This is a genomic window from Lysobacter sp. HA18 (assembly GCF_054057595.1).
Genome location: NZ_JBSRZL010000001.1, coordinates 188,155 through 200,311, shown reverse-complemented (window position 1 = coordinate 200,311; position 12,157 = coordinate 188,155). Strand labels below are relative to the sequence as shown.

Below are 12,157 nucleotides of genomic sequence, written 5' to 3'. Positions count from 1 at the left end.
AGGCTGTAGTTAGGGGCCGATCGCCGATCGAGGGTCGCGTTCGTCGGCTTGACGGCCACCGAGCGGCCTGAGCGGCGCTACACTCCGATGGCTCGCACGAGGAACCGCGCATGTCCTGGCTCTATCTGCTGCTCGCGATCGCCGCGCTGGCCGTCGCCTTCAAGACCGCCTCGACCGCCCTGATGGTGGTCGCGCTGATCGTCGCCCTCGCCCTTCTGGTCGCGTGGCTGATGGGCATGCTGGCCTCGCGCATGGAAAGCCGCAGCGCCGACGCCTCGATGATCATCGACCCCGTGGAGCTGACACGACTTCGCGAACAAGCCGAAGCGCGCCGCGCGGCAGTCGATGGGGCGCCGTCGGCGACTGAGTAAGCGTCGTTCGACGCGTTGTTTGCGCGGTGGTATGTCCGACACAGCGCTTCAGCGTCGGACCTTCTCGCGGCAGGACACTGTGAGCATGTCGGGCTTCGGCGCCTGGGGTCTCGCTAGCACCTGATGCGCAGGAAGTCCGTGGTGGCGCGTTGTGCGTGCGCCCGGTTGTCGCTATCCAGTTGGCCTATGGGCTCTGACACTGTCGAAGCGATGCGCACGGCGCTTGGCATGTGCGTCGTCGTCCCCCGACCGTTGCCCGTTGCCCGTTGCCGGCCGCACGAGGAACATATTCCGACCGACTCGCTGCGAGATGGTGCCGGTGTCGGAACGGCGGGACCGGCAGTAGTCCACGTAGCTTCTTGTTCGCTGCCGCTTACGCCGTGGACGCAAGGTCACCCCCAGCAACCAGCGCACTGGCGCACCGGCGCAACTGCGACGCGCTAGGATCCGCGCATGACTCTACTCAGCGTCAACGTCAACAAGATCGCTGTCCTCCGCAACTCGCGCGGCGGCGCGGAACCCGACGTCGTGCGCGCGGCTGCGACCTGCCTCGACGCGGGCGCCGCCGGCATTACCGTGCACCCGCGTCCCGATTCGCGGCACATCACCGAGCGCGACGTGCACGCGCTGTCGGCACTGACGCGCGAGCGCGGCGTCGAGTTCAACCTCGAAGGCAACCCGTTTGCGCGGCCTCGCGCCGGCTACCCGGGGTTCCTCGCTCTGTGCGAGGCCGTCCGCCCGGCACAGGCGACGCTCGTTCCCGATAGCGATGCGCAGATCACGTCGGACCACGGTTTCGATTTCTCATCCGACCTCGGCGAACTGCGCGAACTGATCGCAGCGTTGAAGGCACTCGGTTGCCGCGTCTCCTTGTTCGTCGATGCGGACGATGCCGCTGCGTCGGCGCCCAAGGGCAGCGGTGTCGAACAGGCGGCCGCCGTCGGCGCCGATCGCGTCGAGCTCTACACCGGCCCGTTCGCGGCGGCCTTCGCGGCACACGATGCAGCGACTGCGCTTGCGTCGGCCCGAACCGTAGCAACGCGAGCGCAAGCCGTCGGTCTCGGCGTCAACGCGGGCCATGACCTCAGCGAAGCGAACCTCGACGTCTTCCTGCGCGAAGTTCCGCAGGTGCTCGAGGTATCCATCGGGCACGCCTTGATCAGCGAAGCGCTGTACGCCGGCCTGTCGCCAACCGTCGCGAATTACCTGCGCGTTATCCGTGGCGCGTAAGCGTTAGCTTTCGACGCACGGTGGTGCCGTCGCATTTTGTCGGAGCGTCGCGCCCTGCATGGGGGTGCGACCGTGCGATACGCGTCGTAACGTCAACATGGTCGGCTCCGCGGCGACACGTGATGGTCAACGAAATGCGTGATGGCGCTTGTGCATATCCGATATTGTATTTCGCCGTAGTCGACTCCAGCTGACGCGCAACCAGCCCGCGAGTTCGGAACTCGCTGGGCCGCGATTACGTGCGTGGCACCGGCGAGTCGCTCGGCTCGAGTGGTGCGAATAACGCGGTGCGCGGATCGGCGAAGCTCGAGCGTGCCCTCGCCGCAGGAGAGACGAATCAAGCCGGCGGACCTGCCCTGCGGTTCGCGGCAGGCAAACATTCGCACAGTGCACGCGCAGTAGGCATGGGCTCTCGGCCGCGGCCCCTACAAGCTCAGCACGCGCAAAAAAAAAACGCCACCCGAAGGTGGCGCTTTCAACAAGGTAAGCGTTGTTACGTGTTTTTCGATCGCGCCTTTGTTCGAATTCTGGCGCGTCGTAAAGCAATTACTCGTTCGGCTGGACGAACCCGATCTTGTCCATGTTCGCGTTCTTGGCGTCGGCCAGAACCTTGGCCAGCACTTCGTACTGCGCCTGACCGTTGACGTCGATTTCCAGACGCGGCTGGTTGGTCGGATCGCGCTGGACCGTCTGATTCATGACGTTCTGCAGCTGGTTCAGAGCAATCGGAGCGTTGTCCCAGAACACGGTGCCCGACGCGTCGATCTTCAGCGAGACCGGCGGCGGCGGTTCACGGTCCTGCGGCGGCGGGTTCAACGTCGGCTGCGGCAGGTTGATGTCGATCGGGTACGAAAGGGTCGGCGCCGTCACCATGAAGATGATCAGCAGCACCAGCATGACGTCGACGAGCGGCGTCACGTTGATGTCGGCCATGGGGCCACTACCGGAGCCTGTGCTGAAAGCCATGGCGATTCCTTACCTTTCTTTGGTGGCGACGAAGCCGACCTTGCGCATGCCCTGCTTCTGGGCCATCTGCACAAACTCGTTCAACGTTTGGTACTTCGTGGTCTTGTCGCCACGGATGTTGATCTGCGGCTGCGGCGTCTGCTGCGCGGTGACCGAGAACTGGCTTTCGAGTGCGTTCTTGCTGATCGCCTCGTCGTTCCAGAACACCGTCCCATCTTCCTTCACCGTGAGCGTGACGGGCGGCACTGGAGGCAACGTCTCGTCACGCTTGGTCAGGTTGGCCTGGGGCAGTTCCACCTTCACTTTGTGGGTCATGAGCGGTGCCGTGATCATGAAGATGATCAGCAGCACCAGCATCACGTCCACGAGCGGGGTGACGTTGATCTCGGCCATCGGGCCGCCGCTGTTGCCTGAACTGAAGGCCATTTCCGACTCCGGTTAGGACGTTCGACCGGGATCAGCGCTTGACCGGGACTTCGCCGACGCGTGCGCCGGTTGCGAAGAAGTCGTGCAGGTCGTGCGCGAACGTGTCGAACTTGTTGTTCGTGACGCGGTTGAGGCGGTTGAAGAAGTTGTACGCCAGCACCGCCGGGATTGCGACGAACAGACCGAGGGCGGTCATGATCAGCGCTTCACCGACCGGACCCGCGACCGCGTCGATCGACGCCTGGCCCGAAGCACCGATGCGGATCAGGGCGCCGTAGATGCCCCACACCGTACCGAGCAGACCGACGAACGGAGCGGTCGAACCGACGGTGGCGAGCACGGTCAGGCCGGCTTCCAGACGCGACGACTCACGGGTGACGGCCTGGCGCAGCGCGCGGTCGACGAACTCGGAGCGGTTCAGCGACTCGACGAGGCGCGAACCTTCGTGACGCTGGTGGTGCGCGGCGGCCTGGGCGGCGTCGAGCGCGATCTTGGAGAACGGCTCGAAGCGCGGCTGCTCTTCCATGTAACGGATCGCGTCCTGCGCGTTCGGGGTTTCCCAGAACGTGCTGATGACGCGGTCGCTGGTGGTGCGCAGACGGGTGTTCTTGATGAAGTTCATGACGATCCAGTAGATCGACATGGCCGACATCAGGGTCAGGGTCAGGAGGACGACCCACGAAATGATGTACTGACCCGGGCTACCGGTCATTTCCTGGAGCAGGTGCAGCGGCCCCATCTGCGTCAGGGCGTTTGCGGCGTTGCCTCCGGTGGCGGCGGCTTGGGCGAGGGTTTCCTGCAGCATGACGCTTACCTTTGTTGAGTAGTTGAAAGGTGGTGCAAAGGAATACTGGGATCAGGTCGTGGGCCGCTTACTGCAGCGACCACACCACCGGTACGACGGCCGTGCCCGGATCACCGGGGCAGACCTTCCAGCGGCGTACCGCACTGACCGCAGCACGGTCGAGGTCGCGGTTGCCGGCGCTCTTGCGAACACTGGCATCGGTGATGGTGCCGTCGCCCGTCCAGGTGACCTGGACAACCGTGGTGCCTTCAGCCTGCTCGCGCAGTGCCGTCGGCGGATAAGCGGGCTGCGTCTTGCTGCAGACGCTGGCCTGACCGTTGACCACATTCGCAGGCGGAGCCGGCGCGGCGGCCGGCGGCGACGGCGGAGCCGGCGGCGGTGCAGGCGGATCGACCGGGCTCGGATCGTTGTTCTCGATCGGCGGCTGGTCCGGCGGCGGCGGCGTAGGCGTCGGCTGCACGATCTGCTGCTTCGGCGGATTCAGAAGCAACTGCTTCGGAGGTTCCGGCGGGGCGCGGCGGCGGCGGGGGAGGCGGCGGCGGCGGCTTGATCAGGTTCACGACGGTGACCTGCTCTTCTTCCTTCTGCACCTTCGGCGCGGTCGCCGGGACGAGAAGGAGCAGCAGTGCCGCGACGTGCACGGCGATAGCGGTGGACACACCGGCAATACGAGGCCAGTTCAGTCCTTCGCTATCACGACGAGTGGCGTGGGAGAAGTCTTGCGTCATGCGCCATTGCTCAGGAGGGAATTCCGGACGCCATGGCGCCTCGGGCGTGGTTCAAACCCATGGGATCTTCACGCCCGTGGGAACTGGCAAGCATATACCAAACGGCGGCAGCGGTTCCAAGCGGTTTATGCATGCTTGTGACCGCTGCCGCGTTGTTTTACTTGCTCGGCAACGCGAGGATCTTCTTCGCGTCGTCAGGCTTCTTCAGTCCCTTGTCGAGTGCCTTCTGCGCGGCCGCTTTTGCTTCGGGAATCCGTTGCTCGTTTTTCAGGAGCAGCGCGAGATTCATGTAGGCCTGGCCGTCCTTGGAAAGCGGGCCGGCCTTGTTGTAATTCTCGATGGCCTTGTCGACGTTGTCGCTGAAGTAGTACGACTGCGCGAGCGAAAGGTACACGCCGTAGTCGGGCTTCAGGACGCCCTTCGAGACGCCTTCGTTGATGACGTCGATCGTCTGCTTTTCCTTGCCTTCCATATTGGCGTAGAGCGAGAACAGCTGACGATAGTCCGAGTCGTCAGTGAGCTGGCCCGATGCACGCATGTGCTCGAGCGTGGCGACCGCCTTGTCGTATTGCTTGGCCTGGATGTAGTTCTGCGCCAGGTTGAACTGCGCCTGCTTGTCACCCGGATTGCCGCTGGCCGACTGCTCGGCGAGATGGATGGCTTCGTCCGCCTTGCCGGTGCGACGAAGCGAGTCGGCGAGCAATTGCTTGAGATCGTCACGCTCGGGCTGCGCGGCGACGGCGGGGCGCAGCGCCTGCACCGCGTCGTCGTAACGGTTGAGGCGGTACAGCGCGTTGCCCTTGACCGCGAGCGCGGCCGGATCGTTCGACTTGGTTTCGGTGAGGAAGCGGTCCACCGAGGTCAGTGCCCCGGCGTAGTCCTTGGCCTGCACCTGCAACTGCGCGCGCTGCAGCAGCAGGGTGAAATGCTGATCGTTGTCGAGGATGTCGGCGTCGACGGCGGTGCTGATGTACTTCAGCGCGGCGTCGTAGTCCTGCGCACCGATGGCCACCTGCGCGGCGAGCTGCGATGCGAACGCCTTCTCGTACGGCGACGACGCGGCGTCGGCGATGATCTGGTCCGCGCTGGCGCGCGTCTCGGCATCCTTCTTGGCGTTGAAGAGTTCGACGAGGGCCTGCAGATGCTTCGCGCCCTTGGCGGATGCCTTGGCGCCCGGGTTCTGGCGCGTGGCGTTCGGATAGCGCGCGGCCGTCTGCGTGTCGGCGGGCTTACTGGTGTTCTGCTGCTGCGCGGCTTCCTTCGCGCGGCGCGCTTCACGGCGACCCGCGATGCTGGTCGAGGACGTGTCGGTCGCTTCCTGGGCGTGGGCCATCGGCACAAGGGTGGCGACGGTCGCGAGCGTTACGAACGCAGTCGCCATCACTTGGCGACGGGCGGGGCGGATCTTCATGGGGGAGACGTCCTCGATCGACCGCGGCCGGCGCGGCAAAAAGGCGGCGCGCACGGCCGCGGGGGCGGTCACGCTAGCAGAATCACGACCGGCGGTGGAACGCCGGCGTAGGGAGTCGCAGAGGCTGTTGCGTTGACGGTCAGCCGCAACGCGGCTTGCGGCCGGCGGCCTGTGCCTGCTGGTACGTCGGTACCAGACCGCCGGCACGCTGGCTGAGTTCCGCGAGGCGCGATTGCGGGTCCGGGTGGGTCGACAGGAAGGTCGGCGGACGGCTCGACTCGAGCGCGGCCATGTTCTGCCACAGATTCACCGCCTGACGCGGATCGAAGCCGGCCTTGGCCATGATCTGCTGGCCGACGACGTCCGCCTCGCTCTCCTGCACGCGCGAGTTCGGCAGCAGGAACAGCGCCTGCGCACCTGCCGCGCCGTACTGCGAAACCGCGCTCTGCGCATTTGCGCCGTACTTCGCGCCGATCACCGCGCCGGCAAGGCCGACCACGGTCTGCGCTTCCATCTGCCGGGTGATGCGCTCTTCGTGGTGACGCGAGATCACGTGGCCGATCTCGTGGCCGATGACCGCTGCGAGCTGGTCCTGATTCTGCGCGACCTTGAAGATTCCGGTGTACACGCCGACCTTGCCGCCGGGCAACGCGAATGCGTTCGGGTCGTCCTTCTGGAACAGCGCGACTTCCCAACCGCTCTGGTTCCATTCCGCCGGCAACTGGCTCGTGAGCGCACCGACGACACAACGCACGTAAGCGTTCTGCTGTGCATTCGAGCTCTGCGGCGTTTCTGCCTTGGCCTGCGCGAATGCCTCCGCACCGAGCTGGTTGAGTTGCTCCTGCGACACCCCGCCCACGGTCTGCTTGCGGCCCGTCGGTGACGTCGTGGTACTCACGCAGCCGGAAACTGCGAGAGAGATGGTCAGTGCGAGCAGAAGCGGCTTCATGGAGGCGTACCGGCTGAATGGGACTCCGGTTGTAGGCGGCGCTCGATCAACGCATCGTCAAGCGACTGCCACCAATCTGAATCGCGCCAATCGCGGCGCGTGTTCGGCGTCCGCATGTGATCGACGCGTGAGCTGCGAAATTTTTCGCGGGCAAAAAAGAGCCCGGCGAACCGGGCTCTCATCGATCGCACTGCGAACGTACGCATCACACGTCGAGGTTGGCGACCTTCAATGCGTTCTCTTCGATGAACTCGCGGCGCGGTTCGACCACGTCGCCCATCAGCGTCGAGAAGATCGCATCGGCGGCGACGGCATCTTCGATGCGCACCTGCAGCAGGCGACGCGTTTCCGGGTTCACCGTGGTCTCCCACAACTGCTCCGGATTCATTTCGCCCAAGCCCTTGAAGCGCTGGATCTGGCGACCCTTCTTCGCTTCGTCCATCAGCCATGCATACGCATCGGCGAAACGTTCGATCGGCTGCGCGCGATTCGCACGCACGATCTGCGCACCGTCGCGCACCAAGCCGTTGAGTTGCGTCGCCGCCTCGCGCAGCGTGCGCAGCTCGCCGCTCTCGAACGCGGTCATCGGCAGCACCTGGATCGAGTCCTCGCCCATGTGCATGCGATGCACGATGAGTGCGGCGGGACGCGCGTCGTTCGCCGCGTTCCATTCGAGGCGGTAGACGGGCTTGCCGAGGTAGCCGTCGTTGATGCGCGCTTCGATCACCGACAACGCGGCGGCATCGAGTTCCTGCGTCGCAGCATTGAACGGCGCGATATCGAGCAATGCTTCCAGCACCTGCGGATCGAATCGATGCGAATGACGACGGATCGCATCGCGCGCATTCGCATACGCGAGCAGCAACTTCTCAAGCGCTTCGCCGACGATCGGTGGTTCGCCGTCGGCCGGAATCAGCGATGCACCTTCGACCGCGTTGCCCGCGAGATACGCATCCAGCGCGGCATCGTCCTTCATGTACATCTCGGTCTTGCCCTGCTTGATCTTGTAGAGCGGCGGCAGGCCGATGTAGACGTGCCCGCGCTCGATCAGCTCGGGCATCTGGCGGTAGAAGAACGTCAGCAGCAGCGTGCGGATGTGCGAGCCGTCGACGTCCGCGTCCGTCATCAGAATGATTCGGTGGTAACGCAGCTTGTCCGGGTTGTACTCGTCCTTGCCGATGCCGGTGCCGAGCGCGGTGATCAGCGTGCCGACTTCGGCCGACGCGAGCATGCGGTCGAAGCGCGCGCGCTCGACGTTGAGGATCTTGCCCTTGAGCGGAAGGATGGCCTGCGTCTTGCGGTTGCGGCCCTGCTTGGCCGAGCCGCCCGCCGAGTCGCCCTCGACGATGAAGAGCTCCGACAGCGCCGGATCCTTTTCCTGGCAGTCGGCCAGCTTGCCCGGCAGGCCGGCGATGTCGAGCGCACCCTTGCGGCGCGTGAGGTCACGCGCCTTGCGGGCGGCCTCGCGGGCGCGGGCGGCGTCGACGATCTTGCCGGCGATGGCACGCGCCTCGTGGGGGTGTTCCTGCAGGAACTCCTCCAAACGTGCACCGAACGTGCTCTCAACGACCGGCCGAACCTCGGAACTGACCAGCTTTTCCTTGGTCTGCGACGAGAAGCTTGGGTCGGGCACCTTCACCGACAGCACGGCGATCAGGCCTTCGCGCATGTCGTCGCCCGAAAGCGCGACCTTTGCCTGCTTGGCGATGCCCGCCTGCTCAATGTAGTTCTGCAGCGTGCGCGTCAGCGCCGCGCGGAAACCGATCAGGTGCGTGCCGCCGTCCTTCTGCGGGATGTTGTTGGTGAAGCAGAACATCGTTTCCTGGTAGGCGTCGGTCCACTGCAGGGCGACGTCCACCGTGATGCCGTTCTGCTCGCCCGTCACCGAGATGACGTTGGGGTGCAGCGGGTTCTTGAGCTGCGCCAGATGCTCGACGAAGGAGCGGATGCCGCCCTCGTACTCGAACACGTCGCGCTTGCCCTCACCGCGCTCGTCGGTGAGGACGATGCGCACGCCGGAATTCAGGAACGACAGTTCGCGAAGACGCTTGGCGAGGATGTCGTAGTGGAAATCGACATCGGTGAAGATCTCGGCCGCGGGCAGGAAGCGCAGCAGCGTGCCCTTGCGGTCGGAGGCTTCGAGGCGCTCCAGCGGGTACACGGGCTCGCCCAGCGCGTATTCCTGGCGCCAGTGGTAACCATCGCGCCAGACCTCGAGCCAGAGGCGCGAGCTCAGCGCATTGACCACCGACACGCCGACGCCGTGCAGGCCGCCCGAGACCTTGTACGAGTTGTCGTCGAACTTGCCGCCGGCATGCAGCACGGTGAGGATCACCTCGGCCGCCGACACGCCTTCTTCCTTGTGGATGTCGACCGGGATACCGCGGCCGTTGTCGAACACCGAGCACGAGCCGTCGGCGTGCAGCGTCACGAGCACTTCGTTGGCGTGACCGGCGAGTGCTTCGTCGATGCCGTTGTCGACGACCTCGAACACCATGTGGTGCAGGCCGGTGCCGTCGTGCACGTCGCCGATGTACATACCGGGACGCTTGCGCACGGCCTCGAGGCCGCGCAGCACGGTGATCTTGGAGGAGTCGTAGGAATCGGACGGTGCCGCGGTGGGCATCGCGTCGTCGTGCATTTCAGACATCAGGCAGGCGCCTCGCGCGACACCGGCATCCGCGGGAGCGGGAGCATCGCGACACATTAGCTTTACGTGCGCGAAGTATAGCAGCGCGTCTCATCGGCTCGGCGGACGGCGGATGAACGGCGGAGTCAATTCGTTGCGATTTGACCGTGTTCCACGTGGAACATCTTCGGCGAGAGGCCGAGTTCGGCAACGGCGGCCGGGATGTCCGTGCCGCTAACGAAAACCTGGCTGCCGCGTTCGGCGAGGCGTTGCAGCACGCGGCGCTGGTGATGGCGGTCGAGCTCGGATGCGAGGTCGTCGAGGGCGAAAACGGGTTGCTGGCCAGTGGCTTCGGCATGGAAGTCAGCTTGGGCGAGCAATGCGGCGAGGGCGGCGAGCTTGGCTTGGCCGCGCGACAGCGCGTCGCGGCCCGGGATTGCGGAAAAGGCCGGGCGCCAGTCCGCGCGGTGTGGGCCGACGCTGGTATGCCCGGCAAGCAGGTCGCGGTCCCGAGCCATGAGCAGCGCATCGGCGAGCGGCAGCTCGTCGCGGCGCCACCCGGGCGCGTACGCGAGGGCTGCGTTACCCAGCATCGGCGCCATCTCGTCTGCGATGGCCGCGAAACCCGGTGCCAGTGCATCGACGTAGCGCTGGCGCTGCTCGGTCAGCTCCTCGCCGGTTTCGGCGAGTTCCGCGTCCCATGCGTCGAGCTGGGCGTCACGGACCCGCTGCTTGAGCAGGATGTTCCGCTGCTTCAACGCTCGGGCGTAGCGGCGCCAAGGTCGAAGGAAGCCGTGTTCCACGTGGAACAAACCCCAGTCCAGAAAGCGGCGGCGGACCTCACTGCTGCCATGGACGAGTTCGTGGCTGCCCGGTTCGAACGTGACCACCGCCAGCGCCGCGCACAGCTCGCCAATCTGCGCGACAGGCTGACCGTCGAGCCGACCGGTCCAGTCGCCGCCGCCGTGCCGGAGGCCGGCCCGACGCGTGCGGCCGCCGGCGACGCTCGGCTCGTCCCATTCGACAAACACCTCGAGCGCGTCAGCACCGGCCTGAACCAGCCCCTCGCGAACGCGCCCACGAAAGCTGCGCCCGTACGCCATCAGGTGCAGAGCCTCGATCACACTGGTCTTGCCCGCACCGTTGTCGCCGATCAGCAGGTTGAGGCCTGGAGCAGGCGCGAGGCTCACGTCCTCGAAACGGCGCAGCTGTCGGATGTCGAGACGGGTGACCTGCACGGGCGAGATAGACCGGAAAGGCAGAGGAGGGTAGCGAGGACCCCGGCCATGACCGGTGACTGCGCCTAACCATTGTCGTCCACCGGACCCGAAACGACGACGCCCGGCCGAAGCCGGGCGTCCGATGTTCCACGTGGAACCACCCGTCAGAGACGCAGCGGCATGATCACGTGGCGGCAGCGCTCGTTCGAGGCCTCGCGGATCAGCGCCGACGAGTTGGCGTCACGCAGCTGCACCACGACGACCTCGTCCTTCAGCGAGCTCAGCGCGTCCAGCACGTAGCCGACGTTGAAGCCGACCGCGAGGTCATCCACGCGCGTCTCAGCCTCGACCTCTTCCTGCGCTTCTTCTTGCTCGGGGTTGTGCGCCGAGATCTTGAGCTGGCCGGGCGACACTTCCATGCGCACGCCGCGGTACTTCTCGTTCGACAGGATGGCCGCACGCTGCAGGGCGGCACGCAGGACGTCTCGGTCGATGCGGATTTCCTTGTCGGCGCCGATCGGGATCACCGCCTCGTAGTCCGGGAAGCGGCCGTCGATGAGCTTGCTGGTAAAGGTCACGTCATCGCGCTTCACGCGCAGGTGGCCGCGGCCCATCTCCAGCTCGAGGATGCGGTCCCCGCCTTCCAGCAGGCGCTGCAGTTCGGTCACGCCCTTGCGCGGCACGATGATCTGGCGCTTGGTCTGCGCGCCGGTGCCTTCCAGGCCGGACTCGCAGAGCGCGAGGCGATGGCCGTCGGTGGCAACGCAGCGCAGCGAGCTTTCGCGCAGGTCGAACAGCAGGCCGTTGAGGTAGTAGCGCACGTCCTGCTGGGCCATCGCGAACGCGGTGCGTTCGATCAGCTCCTTGAGCGCCGCTTCCGGCACCTGCACGCGCTCGGTCGCGTCGACGTCGTCCAGTGACGGGAAGTCGGTCGACGGCAGGCTCGACAGCGTGAAGCGCGAGCGCCCCGCCTGGACGGTGATGCGCTCGCCTGTCTGGCTGATGGTGATGCGGCTGCCGTCCGGCAGGGCACGCACGATCTCGAACAGCTTGCGGGCCGGGATCGTCGTCTCGCCGTCCTGGGCATCGTCGACGGCGACCCGCGAGACCATCTCGACCTCGAGGTCGGTACCGGTCAGCGAGAGCAGGCCGCCCTGCACTTGCACCAGCAGATTGGCGAGCACGGGCAGCGTCTGGCGTCGCTCGACGACGTTGACGACCTGCGCGAGCGGCTTCAGGAACACTTCGCGTTGAAGGGAAAAGCGCATCTGGACCCCGATCCCCGTTCCGTTTCTAAGGAGTGGATTAAATCAAAAGCATGGTGGTGGTGGAGGGCGCCGAAATCCGGGAAAACCCTCTCAACCCCATGAATTACTTGGTATTTCTTGACCCCACGACCCTGTTGGAAACGCCCCTTCGGAT

General features: G+C 65.6%; 11 protein-coding genes. 2 read left to right on the top strand and 9 right to left on the bottom strand.

Features of this window, described 5'->3' with window-relative positions; translation table 11 throughout:
• The first annotated feature begins 110 nt into the window (after positions 1–110).
• Positions 111–371, top strand: a complete 261-nt coding sequence (locus tag ACVWWW_RS00910; RefSeq protein WP_027083651.1) for a hypothetical protein — start codon at positions 111–113, stop codon at positions 369–371.
• A 453-nt stretch (positions 372–824) separates the two neighbouring features.
• Complete coding sequence (locus ACVWWW_RS00905; protein ID WP_027083652.1) at positions 825–1,601, top strand: pyridoxine 5'-phosphate synthase; 777 nt, start codon at positions 825–827, stop codon at positions 1,599–1,601.
• Between the two features lie 546 nt (positions 1,602–2,147).
• Here the strand turns inward: ACVWWW_RS00905 and ACVWWW_RS00900 are convergent.
• The 9 genes from ACVWWW_RS00900 to dnaN form a co-directional block, all read right to left on the bottom strand.
• Complete coding sequence (locus ACVWWW_RS00900) at positions 2,148–2,567, bottom strand: ExbD/TolR family protein (protein WP_027083653.1); 420 nt, start codon at positions 2,565–2,567, stop codon at positions 2,148–2,150.
• 9 nt (positions 2,568–2,576) lie between these two features.
• The gene (locus ACVWWW_RS00895) at positions 2,577–2,993 is read right to left on the bottom strand and encodes an ExbD/TolR family protein (RefSeq protein WP_027083654.1); all 417 of its coding nucleotides are present in this window, start codon (positions 2,991–2,993) and stop codon (positions 2,577–2,579) included.
• A gap of 31 nt (positions 2,994–3,024) precedes the next feature.
• Positions 3,025–3,798, bottom strand: a complete 774-nt coding sequence (locus ACVWWW_RS00890; RefSeq protein ID WP_027083655.1) for a MotA/TolQ/ExbB proton channel family protein — start codon at positions 3,796–3,798, stop codon at positions 3,025–3,027.
• 67 nt (positions 3,799–3,865) lie between these two features.
• Positions 3,866–4,288, bottom strand: coding sequence for an energy transducer TonB (locus ACVWWW_RS00885; protein WP_456998613.1), 423 nt, complete (start codon positions 4,286–4,288; stop codon positions 3,866–3,868).
• Between the two features lie 395 nt (positions 4,289–4,683).
• Positions 4,684–5,937, bottom strand: a complete 1,254-nt coding sequence (locus ACVWWW_RS00880; RefSeq protein WP_027083657.1) for a tetratricopeptide repeat protein — start codon at positions 5,935–5,937, stop codon at positions 4,684–4,686.
• A gap of 139 nt (positions 5,938–6,076) precedes the next feature.
• Entirely contained in the window at positions 6,077–6,886 is an 810-nt protein-coding gene (locus ACVWWW_RS00875; protein ID WP_027083658.1) for a M48 family metallopeptidase, read from the bottom strand.
• Positions 6,887–7,091: 205 nt separating this feature from the next.
• The gene (gyrB, locus tag ACVWWW_RS00870) at positions 7,092–9,527 is read right to left on the bottom strand and encodes a DNA topoisomerase (ATP-hydrolyzing) subunit B (protein ID WP_027083659.1); all 2,436 of its coding nucleotides are present in this window, start codon (positions 9,525–9,527) and stop codon (positions 7,092–7,094) included.
• A 134-nt stretch (positions 9,528–9,661) separates the two neighbouring features.
• Positions 9,662–10,753, bottom strand: coding sequence for a DNA replication/repair protein RecF (recF, locus tag ACVWWW_RS00865; RefSeq protein ID WP_027083660.1), 1,092 nt, complete (start codon positions 10,751–10,753; stop codon positions 9,662–9,664).
• Positions 10,754–10,899: 146 nt separating this feature from the next.
• Positions 10,900–12,003: a DNA polymerase III subunit beta gene (gene dnaN / locus ACVWWW_RS00860; RefSeq protein ID WP_027083661.1), complete on the bottom strand. Its 1,104-nt coding sequence runs from the start codon at positions 12,001–12,003 to the stop codon at positions 10,900–10,902.
• Positions 12,004–12,157 lie beyond the last annotated feature (154 nt).

Excerpts from the sequence above, each read along its gene's own strand:
- ACVWWW_RS00895 (WP_027083654.1), bottom strand. The coding sequence starts at position 2,993 with ATGGCCTTCAGTTCAGGCAACAGCGGCGGCCCGATGGCCGAGATCAAC.
- ACVWWW_RS00875 (WP_027083658.1), bottom strand. The coding sequence starts at position 6,886 with ATGAAGCCGCTTCTGCTCGCACTGACCATCTCTCTCGCAGTTTCCGGC.
- gyrB (WP_027083659.1), bottom strand. The coding sequence starts at position 9,527 with ATGCACGACGACGCGATGCCCACCGCGGCACCGTCCGATTCCTACGAC.
- dnaN (WP_027083661.1), bottom strand. The coding sequence starts at position 12,003 with ATGCGCTTTTCCCTTCAACGCGAAGTGTTCCTGAAGCCGCTCGCGCAG.
- ACVWWW_RS00910 (WP_027083651.1), top strand. The coding sequence starts at position 111 with ATGTCCTGGCTCTATCTGCTGCTCGCGATCGCCGCGCTGGCCGTCGCC.
- ACVWWW_RS00890 (WP_027083655.1), bottom strand. The coding sequence starts at position 3,798 with ATGCTGCAGGAAACCCTCGCCCAAGCCGCCGCCACCGGAGGCAACGCC.
- ACVWWW_RS00900 (WP_027083653.1), bottom strand. The coding sequence starts at position 2,567 with ATGGCTTTCAGCACAGGCTCCGGTAGTGGCCCCATGGCCGACATCAAC.
- ACVWWW_RS00880 (WP_027083657.1), bottom strand. The coding sequence starts at position 5,937 with ATGAAGATCCGCCCCGCCCGTCGCCAAGTGATGGCGACTGCGTTCGTA.
- ACVWWW_RS00905 (WP_027083652.1), top strand. The coding sequence starts at position 825 with ATGACTCTACTCAGCGTCAACGTCAACAAGATCGCTGTCCTCCGCAAC.